General features: G+C 46.5%; 20 protein-coding genes and 1 tRNA gene. 6 read left to right on the top strand and 15 right to left on the bottom strand.

The annotated features are described in order from the left end of the window. Positions 1 to 108: 108 nt before the first annotated feature. From K4039_RS08555 to K4039_RS08525, 7 genes are all read right to left on the bottom strand, one after another. Positions 109 to 642 carry a chemotaxis protein CheW gene (locus K4039_RS08555; RefSeq protein WP_265234739.1) on the bottom strand — a complete coding sequence of 178 codons (534 nt, stop codon included), beginning with the start codon at positions 640 to 642 and terminating at the stop codon, positions 109 to 111. A gap of 433 nt (positions 643 to 1,075) precedes the next feature. Continuing rightward, complete coding sequence (locus tag K4039_RS08550; protein WP_265234727.1) at positions 1,076 to 1,888, bottom strand: hypothetical protein; 813 nt, start codon at positions 1,886 to 1,888, stop codon at positions 1,076 to 1,078. A gap of 354 nt (positions 1,889 to 2,242) precedes the next feature. Next, positions 2,243 to 3,457, bottom strand: a complete 1,215-nt coding sequence (locus K4039_RS08545) for a response regulator (RefSeq protein WP_265234726.1) — start codon at positions 3,455 to 3,457, stop codon at positions 2,243 to 2,245. A 92-nt stretch (positions 3,458 to 3,549) separates the two neighbouring features. Then, positions 3,550 to 3,927, bottom strand: a complete 378-nt coding sequence (locus K4039_RS08540) for a zinc ribbon domain-containing protein (RefSeq protein WP_265234725.1) — start codon at positions 3,925 to 3,927, stop codon at positions 3,550 to 3,552. A 49-nt stretch (positions 3,928 to 3,976) separates the two neighbouring features. Continuing rightward, positions 3,977 to 5,179, bottom strand: a complete 1,203-nt coding sequence (locus K4039_RS08535; protein ID WP_265234724.1) for a transposase — start codon at positions 5,177 to 5,179, stop codon at positions 3,977 to 3,979. A gap of 113 nt (positions 5,180 to 5,292) precedes the next feature. Further along, positions 5,293 to 5,835 carry a transposase gene (locus tag K4039_RS08530; RefSeq protein WP_265234723.1) on the bottom strand — a complete coding sequence of 181 codons (543 nt, stop codon included), beginning with the start codon at positions 5,833 to 5,835 and terminating at the stop codon, positions 5,293 to 5,295. 261 nt (positions 5,836 to 6,096) lie between these two features. Continuing rightward, positions 6,097 to 6,309: a hypothetical protein gene (locus K4039_RS08525; protein WP_265234722.1), complete on the bottom strand. Its 213-nt coding sequence runs from the start codon at positions 6,307 to 6,309 to the stop codon at positions 6,097 to 6,099. Positions 6,310 to 6,635: 326 nt separating this feature from the next. Between K4039_RS08525 and K4039_RS08520 the strand changes: the two genes are divergently transcribed. Beyond that, a complete protein-coding gene (locus tag K4039_RS08520) occupies positions 6,636 to 6,761 on the top strand; it encodes a hypothetical protein (RefSeq protein WP_265234721.1) in 126 nt (41 codons plus the stop codon). Positions 6,762 to 6,865: 104 nt separating this feature from the next. After that, positions 6,866 to 8,614 carry a pilus motility taxis protein HmpF gene (hmpF, locus tag K4039_RS08515; RefSeq protein WP_265234720.1) on the top strand — a complete coding sequence of 583 codons (1,749 nt, stop codon included), beginning with the start codon at positions 6,866 to 6,868 and terminating at the stop codon, positions 8,612 to 8,614. Positions 8,615 to 8,616: 2 nt separating this feature from the next. Here hmpF and tilS read toward each other — a convergent pair whose 3' ends face one another. The 3 genes from tilS to ccsB all read right to left on the bottom strand — a co-directional run bounded on the left by tilS (position 8,617) and on the right by ccsB (position 11,654). Then, on the bottom strand, positions 8,617 to 9,747 hold the full coding sequence (tilS, locus tag K4039_RS08510) for a tRNA lysidine(34) synthetase TilS (RefSeq protein WP_265234719.1): 1,131 nt from the start codon (positions 9,745 to 9,747) through the stop codon (positions 8,617 to 8,619). A 226-nt stretch (positions 9,748 to 9,973) separates the two neighbouring features. Continuing rightward, positions 9,974 to 10,477 carry a KGK domain-containing protein gene (locus K4039_RS08505; RefSeq protein WP_265234718.1) on the bottom strand — a complete coding sequence of 168 codons (504 nt, stop codon included), beginning with the start codon at positions 10,475 to 10,477 and terminating at the stop codon, positions 9,974 to 9,976. A gap of 106 nt (positions 10,478 to 10,583) precedes the next feature. Then, on the bottom strand, positions 10,584 to 11,654 hold the full coding sequence (gene ccsB / locus K4039_RS08500; RefSeq protein WP_265234717.1) for a c-type cytochrome biogenesis protein CcsB: 1,071 nt from the start codon (positions 11,652 to 11,654) through the stop codon (positions 10,584 to 10,586). 293 nt (positions 11,655 to 11,947) lie between these two features. Here ccsB and K4039_RS08495 point away from each other — a divergent pair, with 293 nt between their 5' ends. Continuing rightward, positions 11,948 to 12,856, top strand: a complete 909-nt coding sequence (locus K4039_RS08495; protein ID WP_265234716.1) for an Rpn family recombination-promoting nuclease/putative transposase — start codon at positions 11,948 to 11,950, stop codon at positions 12,854 to 12,856. Positions 12,857 to 13,160: 304 nt separating this feature from the next. Next, positions 13,161 to 13,319, top strand: coding sequence for a hypothetical protein (locus tag K4039_RS08490; RefSeq protein ID WP_265234715.1), 159 nt, complete (start codon positions 13,161 to 13,163; stop codon positions 13,317 to 13,319). 5 nt (positions 13,320 to 13,324) lie between these two features. On the opposite strand, the gene sfsA is transcribed toward K4039_RS08490, so the two are convergent. Then, positions 13,325 to 14,059, bottom strand: a complete 735-nt coding sequence (sfsA, locus tag K4039_RS08485) for a DNA/RNA nuclease SfsA (protein WP_265234714.1) — start codon at positions 14,057 to 14,059, stop codon at positions 13,325 to 13,327. Between the two features lie 230 nt (positions 14,060 to 14,289). After that, positions 14,290 to 14,949 carry a glutathione S-transferase family protein gene (locus K4039_RS08480; protein WP_265234711.1) on the bottom strand — a complete coding sequence of 220 codons (660 nt, stop codon included), beginning with the start codon at positions 14,947 to 14,949 and terminating at the stop codon, positions 14,290 to 14,292. Between the two features lie 292 nt (positions 14,950 to 15,241). On the opposite strand from K4039_RS08480, the gene murJ reads away from it, so the two are divergent. Continuing rightward, the gene (gene murJ / locus K4039_RS08475; protein WP_265234710.1) at positions 15,242 to 16,858 is read left to right on the top strand and encodes a murein biosynthesis integral membrane protein MurJ; all 1,617 of its coding nucleotides are present in this window, start codon (positions 15,242 to 15,244) and stop codon (positions 16,856 to 16,858) included. A 75-nt stretch (positions 16,859 to 16,933) separates the two neighbouring features. Here murJ and K4039_RS08470 read toward each other — a convergent pair whose 3' ends face one another. The 3 genes from K4039_RS08470 to moaC form a co-directional block, all read right to left on the bottom strand. Continuing rightward, the gene (locus K4039_RS08470; RefSeq protein WP_265234709.1) at positions 16,934 to 17,236 is read right to left on the bottom strand and encodes a DUF3181 family protein; all 303 of its coding nucleotides are present in this window, start codon (positions 17,234 to 17,236) and stop codon (positions 16,934 to 16,936) included. 61 nt (positions 17,237 to 17,297) lie between these two features. Further along, complete coding sequence (locus K4039_RS08465) at positions 17,298 to 17,555, bottom strand: 2TM domain-containing protein (RefSeq protein WP_265234708.1); 258 nt, start codon at positions 17,553 to 17,555, stop codon at positions 17,298 to 17,300. A gap of 88 nt (positions 17,556 to 17,643) precedes the next feature. Continuing rightward, the gene (gene moaC / locus K4039_RS08460; RefSeq protein ID WP_265234707.1) at positions 17,644 to 18,165 is read right to left on the bottom strand and encodes a cyclic pyranopterin monophosphate synthase MoaC; all 522 of its coding nucleotides are present in this window, start codon (positions 18,163 to 18,165) and stop codon (positions 17,644 to 17,646) included. Positions 18,166 to 18,270: 105 nt separating this feature from the next. On the opposite strand from moaC, the gene K4039_RS08455 reads away from it, so the two are divergent. Further along, positions 18,271 to 18,344, top strand: a tRNA-Arg gene (locus tag K4039_RS08455). Positions 18,345 to 18,516 lie beyond the last annotated feature (172 nt).

The raw sequence follows: 18,516 nt of genomic DNA, 5'->3' as shown, positions 1-18,516 counted from the left end.
TTTGAGATTTTTATCTTGCTTGAATGTTTAGATGCGTGCCTCAAGTCCTTTGACTGTTGATAGTTAGACCCCAATCGCAAATCGCAAATCGCAAATCTAAAATCGATTTCACGCTGCCCACCGCGCTGAGCGCAGAATTTTCACTTGATCTAGCAGTCGGAGCACTTTGTCAGCTTGTGCACCTAACATCCATTCTCCCCTCAGAAATGGAATCATGCCGTCTGGTGCATTGTTCTGAGAGTGTAGTTGGTCTACGTCGAGCCAGTCCATCCCTACAATTCGATCGACTGCGAGTCCCAAAATCGTATCTTGGTCTTCTACAGCTACGATCGGGATTTCGGTTCTATCTGTGTTAAGAGGTGTTTGGTCTCCCAAAAATTGACCCAAATCTGCCACCCAAATCACTCGTCCCCTCATATTTAGAGTACCTAAAAGCAAAGAGGAAACGTTGGGGATGGGCGTCATTCGGTCTGGGGAGGGGGATAGCACCTCTTTAATCCCTGTGGCCGGTAGTGCGAACTCGTTCCCCGAAGGAACGTAGAACCGCAGGTGCAGCTCACCTTCGGGAGTTTCCAGTTCTTGGAATTCTGGAGCATGATCTACCCCTTGTCCTGGTAATATAAAGTCTGGGCTGCCACTAATCATAATTTTTCTCTCTGGAAAACCCACACTGTACCCGTGCTCAAGTCGGTGTTGGGAGGGAAATGGGAGCTGAATCTATGAAACATAACTATAACCGATACTTTTTGTGAATGTGTTGACAGTATTTATGACTAATTCGTTGCACCTATCCTGCTTGAGTTGAGATATTAAAACTTGTATAGGTGCAGGTAGCAATTTTTTCTACGTCAGTCCCTATTTTGTTGCCACTATTAACTATCTGATACTTTTAATCCCTCCATCTGGGAAATTTTAGAGATCCTAAATGCTAAGCACAACACGAGTGAGCTTGGGCATTAGCGATCGAGATCATATCCCACCAACCCTTCAATAAAATCCCGGTGGCGACCTGGCAATTCCTAGGAATTTCATACCCAGAGTCAGGCCAATGAAAATTTTGGTATCCACCCAATTTTTAGTATAAATTTTCCCATGACCACAATGTTTTAGAGGTAGATTTTTCTTGATTTCCAACCAACTTTGAACCGTCAAGGTAACACAAGTTTTGTAATGTTTGGAATGAGCGAGGATCGCTATCCCAATTTATCATTGCTCTCGCCGTTTTACTCCTTAAATTATAGCTGGTTTTTACTACTATTTGATATGTCTCAAATGTGGTAAAAGATATAAAATCGCAAGTTGGGGCAAGAGCGGAAGCAATTTGTTTGTAACATTTCAAACGTAAATACTGAATCCGGATTTTGAATGCTGCCAGTGTTTGAGCGATGCGCGATTCAGGAATTAAACCTGATGTTTTTAGCACCATTTTCAAGCCTAGCTTTTCTCGACTATTGCCGATTTTGGTAAAACCTTGATGTTCGTTTAGGTACGTAATTGAAATGTGGTAAACTTTGCGAACAGCGCTCACCCACTTTTTCCAGATTGCCGCTAATTTATGGCACCGATAAATTTGGTAACTAAGTGTCTTGGCATACTTGTTGTTGGTAATTTCTGAGTTTCGCGCCCAGGCTGTAACTAAAGATGTGGATGATGGCGAGGATATCTTGAACGATTTCTCATTATGGGCTAAAATTGCGCGAGTTAAGAACCAATATCTCAGTTTTTGCTGGTGAGTTAGGAGATGAAATAAGATTGAATCCAAACGTACACTAACCAGTTTTGTGAGCAATGACAACCAATCTGACCTCCTTTGATAAAACGGATTCCAGTTTGGTTTGTAGGTCTTTTCTTTTGAATTTGAGTCCTGAGCCGATGTCGGTTTAGCCATAAAGCCAGTGTTTGCTTTACCAGGGAAATTTAACAGAGGATGTCTTGTATGTCTAGTCTGTTTGAGATTTGAGTTTCAAGGAGTCGTTTTTCTGGGCATTGGTTTTGGCGATCGGCTGCAAGTGAAGAACAAGTATATTATATTTGCACTTCGATCGACTTCGGCCCGATACCAGTCGAGAAATTGAACAGAGTTTTACAGACGCCGGACGGCCAGCGCGCGAATTTATACATTCTAGTTTATGGTGCGATCGCCCGCAGAGAGAATGTTTTCTCTCTCTGAATGCCGGGACTGCCCTGGCTTACTCCGGTACAAAAAAGCTCTGCTCGTGCCATCAGTACGGAATTTATTGGCTTATAATTCATCTTCTAGCGATCGACTGAATAATTTTTCCGAGAGATTGGCCGGAGGATAGCCCGGGCCTACATATTTTTCTACCAGCATTAATAACTCGCTTTCGCCAAAAGGTTTGGTAAAGTAGTCAGTCGCCCCCGCCATGCGGGCTTGAACGCGATCGATAAATCCGTCGATCCCTGTCAACATGACGATCGGCGTGTGCCGGAAAGCGCTAGAATTTCGCAGCATCGCGCAAATTTCGTAGCCGTCAAGTTCGGGCATGGCGATGTCACACAAAATTAAATCGGGCTTGAGTTTAAAAACCAAACTCAGGGCTTCCAGGGGACTGCTGATGCCAGTCGCTTCGTAACCGTGTTCGTTTAAAATTGACTCGACTGTTTTGCGAATCACATTGTCGTCGTCAATACAGACAACTCTCTTGACCTTGGTTTCTGGAGACGACCATTCTTTTTTGTTGTTGGCCGGGACAACAGAGGGCTCGTAAAATACTTGCACCAATCCCTGCTGCACGAAAGGGTAAATTGCCTTAGCGACAGTCAACACGTCTCGGTTAAGGTAGCGCGCCATTTGGCGGATCGAAGTATGGCCGTCGGCCCAGCGTCTGAGAGTATTAAAGGTATTGGCAGGCAACGCGACTCTCAGCTCAGCGGGGTCTGAAATTATCGGGCATTGGTTCGGCGACTGAATGTGAGGGTGAAACTGCTTCCACTGCTGCACCTGTTGGACAATTTTCGCCAGCAGCGAGCTAATTTCTAAGCTGGTGAGTTGAGGAGCCAATGCTGACCCCATTTCAAAAGTGAAGGAACCCTGATGGAGGCTGAGCAAGTCAAACAGGGTTTCGTGGATCATGCTGTGGATGATGTTGCGCCCTTGAGCTGGGGTCAGGATGTGGTTTTCTAGCAGGGCCCACAGGTAGCCGTATTCTGGGGCATTGGTAGATGCCATATAAGGAACTTGGATTTTGTCGAGGGCGGTGTCTGCTTTGTAGCGGCGCAGGTAGTCGCGCAAGCGTAACAAACTGCCCGCACTCTGGGTAGCGTAAATAATCTGACCATTGAAGCAGAAGACATACCAGGATTGTCCTGCAAGGGTGCGCTGGGTAGCTTGATTGCCGATGCCGAAGGCTTCTACGAACAGTTCTCCGGTGCGCTGACCTAACTCAATTAATTGCAGGATGCTGCGGATGTCAATTTCACTCAAATTTCCCTGCATGCAGCTAAAGTATCCTCCTTAAAACCGTTGGCGTCTGAAATCGGAAAGACTGTGTGTTCGCCCTCCTATTGACTTTGGTTTCTGTCAATAATTTACGGGCCCGATGCCACTGGCACAATTAGGAATTGACGAAAGGGCGATTTTCTCTTTTTGACCAGAAAGAATTGGTTTAAAGCCAGAACCCCGATCGCACAAATAGTCAAAGCAGCATTTTCATCACGTCCATTTAATGATTGACCGGATGGACAACGCCATTTTCTAGTAGACCAATCTAATTCTTTCAGAATGTGGCCACAGTTTAAACAAGTCTTACTAGATGGATACCACCGATCGCAAAAGACGATCGGCAGATCTTTTTTGTTGCCAACCCATTCGAGGATTTGCCAAAATTCTCCCAATGTCAAGTCAGAGATTTTACGTCCCCAGAGACGTTGCGTTCCTTTGAAATTTAACGTCTCAAAACACTGCAAATCTCTATTTTTGATATCCTCCCCACTGATAAATCAGGGGGATTCCAATCTACCCAAACAACGACAACTGTCTAGGGAACTGGTGGGTTGACGCTTCGATGGAAGATGCCACATTAGATGTGGTCTTACTCCGTCCTCCACGTCCGTTTATAGTCTCAGGCAATCCGCCCGCGACTTTTATATTAATTGCTGCATTTTCGTCTCGGTCGTGAACTGCTCCACAAAATAAGCAAGTCCATTCACGCACTGAAAGTTCTTTCTTTCCACCAATCTGTTTGCAGCAAGAGCAGCGTTGACTGGTTGGTTCCCAGCGACTAATAACCCTGAAATCTCTGCCGTACATTTCTGATTTAGCGAACAGCATTGTCCGAAAAATTCGCCAGCCTAAATCGGAAATAGCACGGGATAATTTACGGTTTTTCATCATGCCAGCAACGTTGAGGTCTTCTAGAACTATTGCTTGGTTTTCGCGAATAATTCTATTGCTCAATTTGTGTAGGAAATCGTTGCGAATATCAGAAATTCTGGCGTGAATCTTTGCAACTCTGCGACGCGCTAATTCCCTTCGCTTGCTACCTTTCTTTTTTCTGGCTAACTTGCGCTGTGCCTTGTGCAGCTTTCTTAGATGCTTTTCAAGAGGCTTGGGAGCTTTTATTTTCTCGCCTGTACTCAGGGTAGCGAAGTCTGTGATACCAAGGTCGATACCGACCGATTGCCCGTTGTCGGGTAATACTGTTGGAACGACTTCAACGACAAAGCTGACAAAATATCGGTTCGCAGCATCCTTAATTACCGTGACCGAGCTTGGTGAAGATGGCAATTCTCTTGACCAGACAACCTTGAGCTTTCCGATTTTGGTAAGATAAACTTTTCCCTGTTTGATGGAAAAGCCTCCGATCCTAAATCGTGCCGACTGCCTGCTGTTACGCTTTTTAAATTTGGGACGGCTAACTCTCCGACCTTTTCGCTTACTTTTGAATGAATCAAAGTAATTTTTCCAAGCCACCCCTAAATCGGCAATTGATTGCTGAAGAGGAATATTTGAAACTTCTGCCAGCCATTCTCGTTCTTCCGACTTCTTGGCTTGAGTAATAAAAGTCTTTTGCAGATCTCCGTTACTTGGTAGCTTTTCGGATGAATTACATAATGCTAGTGAATCGTTCCATACAACGCGGCAACAACCGAACAATTTAGCAAGATTGTGAACTTGCCGAGGAGTTGGATATATGCGGTACTTGTATCTTTGTTTCATAAAACTATTTTAGCATCAGAACAACCATTGACATAAATAGATATGTTAAGAATATGACTCATTTGAAGAAAGAAAAGAAGGCGGTTGAAACCGCTGCCGACTTGTTCCCATGTCTAAAGCCAGGGGCTTGTGTCTCGCTTTTTGGTCAAATCGTGAGCGTGTTTCCCAAACCAATCATAGCGACGATTTACAATTTCTTCATATCTGCGGACTAAATTCTTTTTAGCTTTTTCACGGTTAGCCGAATCTTTCACCTGATTAAGAGAGTGTTTGCAACTAGCTTGATTGATGACAGTGAGAGATTTTTTAAGGAATTGAGGTGATGCAATTTTAGTGCCATCTGAAACTGTGAGAAATACTTTGAAACCAAAATCAAGTCCAGGGAGTTTACTCGTCTCGTACTTGATTTCTGACTGGGCCACTTTTTCAATCACCACGACCCTAAATAACTCACTTAAGGTCAGTTTAATGGTTGAATTTTTGACCTTTTCTTCAATTTCTCGAAAATTCCAATCTTGACAAACTCGACTCCTATTTTTAATTCTGTTTTCACCTATAAACTTGTAGTCAGCTTGTTTGAGCGTGAATGATTTATATTGGCTAACCTTCTTGAAATTCGGCGGGCGGACTCCTTTTTTATTGTGTTTAAACAACAACCGATCGGCTTTTTCGATCGGCTGGCAAATGTTTTGTACTGATTGAGTTACTAATTGTGAGAATAAATTTCGTTGCTGTATTTGGGCAATAGGAAATTGAAATTTGGCACAGTTTAAGTGCTGGCACCACATCCGGGAGTCCCGTTTGTGAAGTGCAATACAATGGCTGTAGATTCGCCCAGCGGCATGAATTGACCGCTTGATGAATCTATTTCGTTTGTATTGATACAGCTTAAACTTTAATGTTTTCATACTACTATTTTACAGTGCATGATTGCGTTTTGAGATGAAGAATGATTGAGTTTTTTGAGCTCCATTATTCCAGCCTTCCCAGCTTAAATAAAAAGCCGTCAAGCTGATGACGGGGGCCGAAGGCGACCTTTTCGGTAAGTCGGCCGCGCTACCAGTCCACAAGCTGAAACCGTGGCAGAAAGCGGCATTCTCCCAGTGTAGAGTTTCACCTGGTATTTCCACTGTCGGCTAAACTCGTAGAATCCAGATCACACAATTATCCGGGCGTTGCGCGATCGCGCAACGTTGGCAGGGACGACTGGTTCAAGTCTTCGATCACCAAAATTTTGACGTTTACCGGGCGCTGTTGGTCTTTGCGGTTGAGTTATGTCTTAAACTATTGACTTTTTTGCTCCCCTGTGGCTCAGTCACAGGCTCGCTTGATAACTATTCTAAGGCAGCGTGGTTCAAATCCCTAGTCCGCCTGCCGAGGACACCCGCTTTGGATAATTAAGGGCGAGATCGCGATCGACCCGCAACTAAAGCCTGGTACAATTAGTAGAAAGTTTTTGACTGACTTACCTTTTTCGGCTTTGGGCTATGGTAGTCCCCGCAGTTTTGCTAGTCTTGAATCAAGTGGCATTAATACTGCTCTCCCATTCGTTGAGAAAGTGGGCGGCGGCAGTGCTTTCTAGACGCAGTGCCAGAGAAGCAGTGCTGTGCGCGAGTGCCGAAGACAGTTGAAAAAGGATGCTATCTCCCGATCGGGCAAACGACACCTTCATAGAGGACTATTAGTGTGCTGTATCTAGCAGAAGTACAAAAACAGAGAAGCGGCTTTGGTCTCGGTGGCGGTAAGGCTGAACTGAAACTGCTAGCTTGTCAGCGGGGCGAACATAATTGGAGCGCCGTACCGGGTGATGACGCGATTCCAGTTGAGGAAGCTAATAAGTTTAACGACGGCACGCTGGTGCTGGTGGAGTTGAGCGCTAGCAAGCAGGTGCAGCGAATTCAGGAGGCTGCCCGCCAGTTGGTGAGCATTCTGCAAAATTTCTCGCGATTGCAGGACAAGTTTAAGGATAAGGAGGAGGAAATTGAGCAGTGGAAAGCTTCTCTGACGTTTTCGAGTCAAGAGCTTAATCGCCGGGAAATGGAAATGCAAGCCCGCGAGGAGCAGTTGGCTCAGATGGAGGAGGAGTTGGAGCGGCTGGAGGCTCAACGCTCGGAAATTGAAGGTATTCGAGATGAGGCTAATGGATTGCGAGCGGAAGTCGATCGCAGCCGCGCCCAAATGGAGACGGCTTGGGAACAGTTGCGGGGCGAACAGCAGCAGGTGGCTCAGCAGCAGTCTCAGGCGGGGCAGGGGGCTGTGGTTGATGAGGAACAGGCACTGAGGATTCAGGGGTTGATGAACAAGCTGGGAGGAGCAATTTCTGCGGCGCGTGAGGTTCGGGAACAACTGAATCAGTCTGTTGGTGTTGTGGGGGCTCAGCAGGCAATTCTGGATCTGCACTGGCAGCAGTTGGAGCAAAAACGGGCAAATGCTGAGCAACGGCAGGAAGAGGTCGATCGACTTTTGCAGGGCTTCCAAAATCGCCAGCAGGATTGGTATCAATCTCAAGATGTTTTGGCGCAAGCTCGTGGGGAGCTTAGGGGGCTGCAATGTACTCTCAGCGCTAAGCAGGCTCAGACTCAATCTATGTCTTTGCAGGTGAGGGCTGTTCAGGATATGTACCGGCAACTCTCCGGGCTGGCTTCTGGTTCGGGCTCGGTAGCTCTGGAGCAGGTGGTGGATGTGTCTGCTCTGGAAAGGATGCCGGTTGAGGAGTTGCAGGGGCTGGTGCAACATTTGCAACAGGATTTGGAAAAGGTGTTCCGGTTTGTTAATGATCAGGAGGAGGAGTTGACTCTCCAGCAGGAGACAATTGAGGAGCTGCAAGCGAAAATTCAAGCTGCTAGCGAGTACGATCGCATGGCTTTGGAAAATGAAATGGCTGATGAACTCGAAAGTTATCAGATGTTGAATGAAACTCTGGTGGGACAGCGCCTCCGCTTGCAGGAACGGGAGAATGTTTTGAAGCAGCATCAGGCGGTGTTGTGGCGTCGCTTGGGTACTGCTAATCCTCAAAAAACGGAGCCCGGAGATATTGATTTGGGGCCGATCGTCGCACAGCTCAAGATTCAATGCCAGCAGCAAAGCGAAGAATTGCAAGGGCTGGAAAAGGAAATTCAGCAGGTGGGGGAGGCTATATCTCAAATTGAGGGAAATGTCAACCGTCAAAATGGGGAAAGTGAGGCGAAACGCAATGAACTTAAGCAGTTGGAGCAGAATTTATTTAACGAGAAGGGTGCTGTGGCGGAACTCTGGGGGCGGGTGAATGTTTATCAAGAGATGTTGCAGCCGGTGCAGGACAATTTGAGTGGGCTGCGCCAAAAGCTGATAGCGGTGGGGGCTGAACTCGATCGCGTGCAGCAAACTGGAGAGCAGCAAGATCAGGTGGTTTCTGATTTGCGGCAAGCTCTTTCGGGTTTTCTGCCCAGCGCTTAAAATTAAATATCGATCCTCTTCGTTGGCGCAGCCCCCGTAGGGGCGGGCTTTGCTAAGGCGATCCAAGGTTTTTCGATTCGGGCGATGGCTCCTCCGGGAAATGGATCGGTTTGCGATCGATTGGGCGCTGAGATTAAGCTGGTGAGTTTTTCTACGCTGTCAAAACTGGGTGCGGAGGGTAATATTTGTTGCAATACTTGCCGCATTGCGCGCCGCTGTAAGGCTAAGGGTGCGTCTCGCAAAATCTGGCAATTTAGCTTGATTGGCAGTTGAATTTGCACCTGGGGGTTGTTTGTAGTTGGAGAGATGGATCGCTGTAGTAAGTCGCTGGCTGCAAGTTCGAGATATTCGACATCGGCGCGGAGGAGTTCGGCTGTTTGAGCGAGGGCTGTCGATGCTCTTGGGTTGAAATGAGTTTCTAAATAGGGTAATAGTTGCGATCGAATGCGGTTGCGGGCATATTGCAAATCTTGATTGGTGGAATCTTCCCAAATTGGTAGTTTTTGGTCTTGACAAAATTGACCTGTTTGCGATCGGGTGATTTCGAGCAAGGGACGAACTAAATAGATTTGGGATTGGGGATTGTCGCCGGAATTCTCCAAACGTAAATCGGCAAGGGGGCGTGTCCAAGTGAGGGCGGAAAGTCCGTCGGCGCCGCTGCCACGAATTAGGTTGTAGAGGAGTGTTTCGGCGCGATCGCTGGCTGTGTGGCCTGTCACGATGTAGGAGTAGTTGTGGGCGATCCTCTTCGTTGATGAGCCTCCCGTAGGGGCGGGCTTCGCTAACGCAATTTCGGTTAAAGCTTGATACCGCCATTGTCTGGCGGCTGCTTCGGTTTTGGGGATGTCGGAGGCTGTTTGCAAATAGTAGGATATTCCCCAATTTTTAGCTAAATTTTCTACATGATTGGCATTGGATTGGGAATCGGAACGCCAGCGGTGATCGCAGTGAGCAATTGCTAATTGCCAGCCCCATTTTGGCTGCAAATCTAACAGTAATTTAATTAAGCACAGAGAATCTTGTCCGCCGGATACTGCTACTAACAATCGCTGATTTGAGGGCAGTATTTGTCTGTGTAGCAGTGTCCGGTGCAGTTGAGCGTGGAGGTGTGTCCAGTTTGAAGATTCAGGCATTACAGATAACAGTTGACAGTTGTCAGTTGACAGTTGACAGTTGACAGTTGTCAGTTGACGGTTGACAGTTGTTAGGAAAGCAGTGGGCGTGGCAGTATAGTTGCCCTTCGGCTTCGCTCAGGGTTGGCAGTTGTAGGAGGGCAGTGCAGTTTTAAACTCTTCAATTCAAAACTCTGAATTTAAAGTTTAAAAATCTTCCTCCTTTCCCTCTCCCGTAAGTAGCAGCTTAGCTCCACATTCCTCGACTGTGGGGGTTGCTGTCTGGATACCTAGAAACAGCAAAATCGTTACTTATTTCTGTTGAGTCGCTGACATCTATTTGCTCATCTTGATAAGTTTCGTCGAAGCTCTCTGCGGCGTTGTTTTGGGGGCTGTCTGATTCTTCTGGGGCAGCGGGAAGGGCTTTTTGTTCTTCCACCTCAGGTGCGAGGGGGATGAACTCTAGCCGCAATCTAATTTTTCCTTGTGTCCAGGCTTTTCCTGAACTTAAAAGCTCGCAATCCATGCCGTCGGTAAATAGTCTTTCTTCTAGCAATTTTGACTGCATAATCGTCATAAATTCCCCAACTTTGAATGTGCACTGGTACATTAAAGCTGTGGCAGGGGTAGACAAAACATCGTCTTCTTTGAGAAATATTTGCGACTCTTCCATGTCTATTTGCCTTTGAGTGAATTTGAGTAAAGAAGTCAGTTGAATGTTGACTTTTGTCGGTTGATTTTTTGATATCAAATCTGGTTAGATTTGGATACCTGTGTGAGGGATTGGTGCGGCCCCACTCGCGGTAGTTGCGCGAGGGAACAGCGAGCATTTAACGGTAACAAGTTGTCAGTTTTTATTAGAAAAACCAACCGTAGGAATGTAAACCTTTGCCTAACAGATTGACGCCTAGATAGCAAATCCAAACTACTACAAAACCTGTGGCGGCTAAAATTGCTGGGCGCCTTCCTTGCCAGCCGCGAGTGATGCGGGCGTGTAGGTAGGCTGCAAATACTAACCAGGTAATTAGTGCCCAAGTTTCTTTGGGGTCCCAACTCCAGTATGAGCCCCAAGCTTCGTTAGCCCAAACGGCACCGGCAATAATCCCCACTGTTAGTAATGGGAATCCTAAACCGATGATGCGATAGCTAATATTATCAAGAGTTTCTGCTAGATTCAAGCGCTGGGGCGAGAGAAGTTCTGCGGTTTGAGTTGGGGCGGTTGATGCGGTTTGAACGGTGGCTAATTCGAGCACTGCGGTGGTGCCCAAACCGTTATTGTTGGAGTTGAAAGATGGTTCGCTGAATGCTAGTGCGCTGTCGGCGACGGTTTCGATGGTTGGAGATTCGGGGTTTTGAGCGCGTTGGAGGCGGTAGTTGCCGTTGCGGCTGCTGTTGGTGCCGAAGGAACTGCCGGTGAGTTCGATTTTTTGGCCGCGGGTGACGATTAAAAATGCGATCGCCAGTAATGCTCCTACCATTAAGGTTGAGTAACTGAGCATCATGACGCTAACGTGCATCATCAGCCAGTTGGATTTGAGGGCGGGTACTAGGGGCTCTGCCGATTGCATGGTGTCGGGGAGTGTCAGGGCGGCAAAGGCGGTTATTGCCATTGCTACGGGGGCTGTGGCTACTCCGACTAGGCGGGAACGGCTCATGTTTTCGGCGACTAGGTGGATGGCGGTGATGCCCCAAACTAGGAAAAATAAAGATTCGTAGAGGTTGCTGAGTGGGAAGTAGCCGGCTTCTATCCACCTAGAACCGAGTAGGGCGGCGATGGAGAGGTTAGCGACGGCCATTCCTGCGCTTCCTAGGGCGGCCAGGTAGGGAATGCTGGGGAATGCTGCGCCTACCCAGTAGATGAGCATTGTTGAGAACAGGATGGCGAAGGAGATGTTGTCCAGCCAGTTCTGAAGTACGACCAGATCCATATAATTTACCCTCGTAAGGTTTTTACTTATTTTTGCTAACTAGATCGATCGTACTGGGCTTCGGGAGTTTTGGGTTTGAGATTTTGAATTTTTGTGGCAATTATGAGTTTTTGGCGGTTGTTGAGGTGCGGGCTCAGGTGTGAGTGGCCGATCGCGCGCTAGATCCTGTGGACGCATCAAACAAGCTACTATTGACCCACCAGACGACTGTCAACCGGGCTATGAGTCACGCTTGTTGATTCTGGCTTGCGGATTTTGGATAAGTTGCACAGGCTAGAGGAGATGTTGACTTAATGCGTCGAGATTCAATCTTTTACAAGTTCTTTCAAGAAACTCCGACGCTGCTGTTTGAGCTATTGGAAGAGTCACCATTGAATGCAGAACAGTATCGATTTGACTCCGTTGCTGTAAAGGAACCGAAGTTTGAAATTGATGGGGTGTTTTTGCCACCGGATGCTGAGCCGGGAGTTGTCTATTTCTGTGAAGTGCAGTTTCAGCGCGATGAATTGCTTTATGAGCGATTGTTTGGTGAGTCGTTTTTGTATTTTTATCGCAACCGTCAGCGTTTTACTGATTGGGAAGCGGTGGTAATTTATCCGAGTCGATCGACTGAACAATCAGAAACCCATCCCTATCGATCGCTCTTGAACAGCGATCAGGTGCATCTGGTATATTTGGATGAGTTGGGCGCGATCGAACAGTTGCCCCTGGGAGTGGCGCTGATGGCTTTGACAACCCTCGATGAAGCGAGTACGCCGACAGTGGCGCGATTGTTGCTGGGGCGATCGCAGCGCGAGGAATCGGAATCGGCGAGTCGCGCCATAATAGAGATGCTGACGACAATATTGGTTTACAAGTTTACAAATTTGAACCGAAGGGAGGCAGAGGCGATGCTAGGGATTACGCTTGAGGAAACTCGGTTTTATCGGGAAGCTAAGGAAGAAGGGCTCGAACAAGGTATTGAACAAGGCGTTGTGCAAGGCATTGTGCAAGGCCGCGAACAAGAAGGAAGATCTTTGATTTTACGTCAGTTAAATCGCCGTTTGTTCAATCGGCGAGTTGGAACTTTGCCGGAATCTATCACCACTAAAATTGCTGATTTGTCGATCGAGCAAATTGAAACTCTAGCAGAGGAATTGTTAGATTTTCAGTCGATCGAGGATTTAGAGGTTTGGCTGGAAAATTTGCCGCAGGAAGATTGAGGTGATGTTAGAGATTATGCTTTAGGAGGCGATCGCACCCCCAAACGCCAACAAATACTTGAAACGAACTCCCCTCAGCTTCCTGGGTTTTGGGGCGGTATTTGTTGCGTCCGCCGTGGCTGGGATGACGTTAAGTGTGCGATCGCAAACCTCCTTCTACAAACACAATTCACTCTCATTTAACGATACAGTAGGGACAATAGCTCAAGAGATTTAGCCCAAAGGAGGCTGAATATGTCTGATGAACAAGTAGAGCGCATCATAGTGACTGTTGACGACCAACACTTATCGGTAATTCAATCTGTTGTCACTGCCAAGCGAGTCGGCGGGAATGAAAGTCAATGGGGTGCTACCTGTGACTGGCATCATTACTGGAGAAGTTTCTCAGTCGAAACTAGAAGGACTAAAGAGTGTAACGGGCGTTGCTAACGTTGAGAGCGATGGAGAAATACAGGCAATTTAAACCAATCATTTAGAGGTTAGTAAATCCAGTTTTGCTAAGCCCAAATAGCGGACGCCTTCGGGAGTTACATCAAACCGGCAAGGCAAAACTTCGACACCTTCACTCATAGCTTGTCTGAACAATTCTCCGTAAAGGCGATCGGCACTATCCCCCGGAGCAAAATCCGTACAATCCCCGCGATTAATAAAATACAGCATTACAGCCCTCGAACCCTGCCGTACTACTTCGATCAATTCTCTCAAATGTTTCTGTCCCCTCTCTGTTACTGTATCAGGAAATAGAGCTAATGTATCTTTGACCCAAGTTGTATTTTTAACTTCCAGAAAAATCGGTTTTTCCTCACCAGTCAGCCAAAAATCAACTCGACTTTTATTGTCTTTTCCATAAACAACTTCCGGCTTGATCGCAGTATATTTACCCAAGTCGGGAAACAATCTCAATTCCAAAGCTAATTTAACTACTCGATTTGGCAGCCCGGTATTAACTCCCACCCAAGTTGGCACAGTATCGCAAACCTTAATTAATTCCCAAGTATAAGCTAACTTGCGTTTGGGATTATCACTTGGAGATACTAGGACTGGATTGCCGGGAATCAAAACACCAGTCATCGGGCCAGTATTCGGACAGTGGGCGGTGATGATTTCTCCCGAATCTAGTTCGATTTCTGCGAAAAATCGCTTGTACCGCTTGATGAGAGTTCCGGGCAAAAGAGGAGGATATTTGTAAATTAATTCGTTCATTAGTTATTAGTCATTAGTCAGTGGTCATCAGTCATTAGTCAGTGGTCATTAGTGATTAGACAAGATTACAAAAGTCTTTTTTATCAGATTTTGGGACGGGTTCTTCGGCCCATCCCACAAAAATTATTTTTTCTTGTGGGACGGGCATCTTGCCCGTCCTAACTATTTTTGCAAGATATTTATTGACGATCGTTGGTCTTGATTCAATGATTGATTTAATCATTCAAAGGCTAACTTTGTTGAGGTTTCATCAACTGTTTCATCTGCGCTTTAAAAGCCTCCACCAGTTTTGGACTGGCTTGTGTTTGTTGCCAAGAAGGGCGGGAATTTAGCCGATCGCACCAAGCCTGCAATTTGGGGTAATTTTCCAAAGACAGACCTAGTTCGGGCAGCCAAGGCACGGAAACGCCAGCTACAACATCCGCGAGGGTAATCGTGTTGCTACCAAAAAAAGGTGTATCGCCCAACAACTCCTCAAAAAACCGCAGTACCGTCGCCACTTGCTGCCCAGCTTTTTCCAGCTTTTCCGGGTCGCCTGCGCCGCCGAAAGTCTGGCGTACCAAAGGACTCATTGCCGGTGACAATTCGTTGACTGTGACCATTTGTACCATGCGGGCGATCGCCAAATCCTGAGCATTCTTCGGCAATAGTGCGATCGCCGGATACTTAGCTTCCAGATAATCAAGAATAGCCAGAGTTTCTATTAAATGAAAATCTCCGTCAGCCAAAACCGGAACGTGGTGAAAAGGGCTAATAGCCAAAAAATCTGGTTGAAACTGATCCCCGTTTAATTGAAGTGGCACTAACTCAAACTCAATCTCCTTTTCCAGCAAAACAATCCAGACGCGGCGAGAATTAGTAGAGAGCGGATTATAATAAAGTTTCAGCAAAATCAAATCTCCTAATGGTCAAATTACTAAACTCTTGGTAGTTATTAGACTATACGCTTGGGTTAGCAGTTGTCATTTCGAGGAACGAAGCAATCGCAGTGTCTATTTTTCACATCGTTTTATTGACCGGACGCTCTTAACTGAACCGTATTGAGTTACTAGAGCGAATTAACGCCCAAAAATCATAGCACGAAACCCAGACACATAGAAAAAATCTGAATTCATGTTATGATTTTCCAGATTTGCTATTAAACTTAGTGAAGCCTTTTAGCACTAGCGTTAGTAACCATTTGTGTCTGAAACCCAGAAGCCCTCTCGTTCCCTAGCAGGGATTGCCGGCATTGTCGCAGTCGCCACTCTGATTAGCAAAGTCTTTGGATTGGTGCGCCAAATTGCGATCGCAGCAGCCTTTGGAGTCGGTGTCGCCGTCGATGCCTACAACTACGCCTACGTCATCCCCGGTTTCCTATTTATTTTGCTGGGAGGTATTAACGGGCCATTTCACAGCGCCATAGTCAGCGTTTTAGCCCGCCGCGACAAAAAAGAAGCTGCACCCTTAGTCGAAACTATCACCACCTTAGTCGGCGGCATATTGCTGTTGGTAACAATCGCTTTAATTATTTTTGCAGATCAGGCGATCGATTTGGTAGCACCGGGATTAAATAGAACAGCAGAAGGTTTAGAAATCAAAGCAATTGCCGTCCAACAATTTCGGATTATGGCACCGATGGCATTACTTTCAGGCTTAATCGGCATTGGTTTCGGCACTCTCAACGCCGCCGATATGTATTGGCTTCCTTCGATTAGCCCTTTATTTTCCAGCGTTGCACTTGTCGGCGGTTTGGGGATTCTCGCACTGCAACTCGGAGACAAAATTACTCAGCCAAAATATGCACTAATGGGCGGCTTAGTGTTAGCTTGGGGAACCCTCGCCGGAGCAATTTTGCAGTGGTTGGTGCAACTGGTGGCGCAGTGGCGGGCGGGCTTGGGAAAATTGCGTTTGCGGTTTAATTTTAAACGCCCCGGAGTACAAGAAGTAATTAAGGTGATGGTTCCTGCTACCTTGTCATCGGGAATGCTGCAAATTAATGTCTATACTGACCTATTTTTCGCATCGTACATCCCTCAAGCTGCATCTGCAATGGGCTACAGCGGCTTGTTGATAATGACTCCTTTAGGAATTGTTTCTAATGTAATTTTAGTACCATTTTTGCCAATTTTTTCTCGCCTTGCCGAACCCAAAGACTGGCCGGAATTAAAAGATAAAATTCGTCAAGCTTTAATTTTGACCGGGATTACGATGCTACCGCTAAGTGCTTTAATGCTAACACTTGCCGGGCCGATCGTCCGCGTTGTTTACGAACGCTATGCTTTTAATCAGTCAGCTTCCCAGTTTGTCACGCCGGTATTGATGGCTTACAGTATTGGAATGTTTGTTTATTTGGCCCGCGATGTTTTGGTACGGGTATTTTACGCTTTAGGAGATGGAGAAACCCCTTTTCGCGTCAGTATTATCAATATCTTTTTGAACGGACTTCTGGATTATTTGTTAGTAGGAGCTTTCGGCGCGCCCGGATTAGTTTTGGCGACGGTGGGAGTGAATCTGGTTTCGATGATTATGTTTTTGTACTTATTAGATAAAAAGCTGGGTGGCTTGCCCTGGGGGGAGTGGAGTTTGCCATTTCTGGGGTTAGCTTGTGGAAGTTCTCTCACTGCTTTCGTGTCTTTGGCTACTCTGCAAGGCTGTCAAAGAGTTTTGGGTACTGAAGGGTTGGTAATTCAATTAGTGCAGTTGAGTGTGGCAAGTTTCGCGGGGTTGGGAGTTTTTGCCATTTTTGTGAGTCAGATGAAGTTGCCGGAAGTTGATATGTTTGTCGATCGCATTCGCGGCCGTTTTGGTAAAAAATAAAATTTAAGGGGGCGGATTAAGCATGAAATACCAGACATAGCGCCCACAATCCACGCACAAAACCCGCCCTTTACTTTACATCTTCCGCTGAAATTCCTCAAGCACATCCATCAAATGAACCAGAGACTGCATCGGAATCAAATCTGCCAGCGGCACTTCCCGCTTACCACCGCCCAACTTAACTGAAATACCTTGCAAAACTTGTCCAACTTTGTCATCATCTAAATTGCCATCTGCCATCATCGGGTAAAGTTGTTCGGCAACCACCGTATGCAGGTGAGCATCTCTCAGATACAAATGCCACTTAGCAATGTCAATGTAGACATTTTCGCCGATTTCGGCTGCTAAGGATTCGATCGCCAGCGTAGTATTAGCCATATTAAAAAAGAAACTTATTTGTTATCAATCAAAACAGTTAACAAATCGCCGATAACTCCCATCAGCCAGAATCTTTGGTGAGGGGCGAATAATTGGCGATCGCAAAAATGAAAATCGCGTGGGCCAAAACTACTAGAGCCCATACACCCGTTACTGTAACTGCCCAAGGCCAATCAGCCTTTTGCAAATTTTGAACAAACCACAAACCAGAATTGGTAGCAGAAAAAAGACCGACGTGAATCGCAAAATTCATGCGATCGTCTAATTGGCGGTACTCTGGGTCTTGGCGATCGGGTTTGCGGGGCCAACGAGGAGGCATAGTTTTTCACTTGATGTTAGTAGTTCTCTGCCTATTTTAATCATAAGTGCAGCTTTTTGAATTCTGCATCCCTCTCAAGACAGGAAATTTAGTCCTCTAAATTTTCATAGTCTCCTGACTTGCCACCACTTTTGCTGATCAGTCGAATCGATTCAATGACGATCGACTTTTCCAAAGCCTTAGCCATATCGTACAGAGTCAGCGCCGCGATCGAAACCGCCGTCAGCGCCTCCATTTCCACCCCAGTTTCCCCCTTAATTTTCACCGTCGCCCGAATTTGATATCCCGGCAACCCAGCATCCGGAATCACCTGCACTTCCACGCTGCTAATGGGCAAAGGGTGACACAGAGGAATCAAATTCGCCGTCTGCTTCGCGGCCATAATTCCAGCCAGCCTTGCAGTACCCAACACATCACCTTTCGGCGCATTCCCGGCTTCAATCGCAGCGAATGTCTCCGGCAGCATCCGCACCCGCGCCGCAGCCACAGCTTGCCGCACAGTTGCCACTTTTGCCGAAACGTCCACCATTTGAGCTTCCCCGCTGTTGTCGAGGTGAGTTAGCTGCGCGCGATCGGGCAATTTAGAAAAAGTTTCGGAAATGTCTTGCATTATTTTGAGAATGGTGTTAGTGTTAGATTCTGTGCGGGACAGAGATTGTTCAATTTTAGATTAAATCTGAAATTTTAACTCTTAAAGCAACAGTAAAAACAACACGGGCTTGTAGCTTAGTTGGATAGAGTGCATGGCTACGAACCATGAGGTCGGGGGTTCGAATCCCTCCAAGCCCATTATCAAAAGCGACGCATCCTACAATATTTTGTAGGGTGCGTTGTTGTTTAAAATTGCAAAGTGCGATCGACAATAGACCAATACTTTTCAGTTAGAATTGTCCGCAGAGAGGAACGAAGCAATCGCAGAGTCTATTTTTCACATTGCTTTTACTCGCTTGACGGTCTGATC

Origin of the sequence: Lyngbya sp. CCAP 1446/10 (assembly GCF_026130175.1) — a bacterium.
Lineage (GTDB): Bacteria > Cyanobacteriota > Cyanobacteriia > Cyanobacteriales > Microcoleaceae > Microcoleus.
This window is presented reverse-complemented; position numbering and strand designations above follow the sequence as displayed.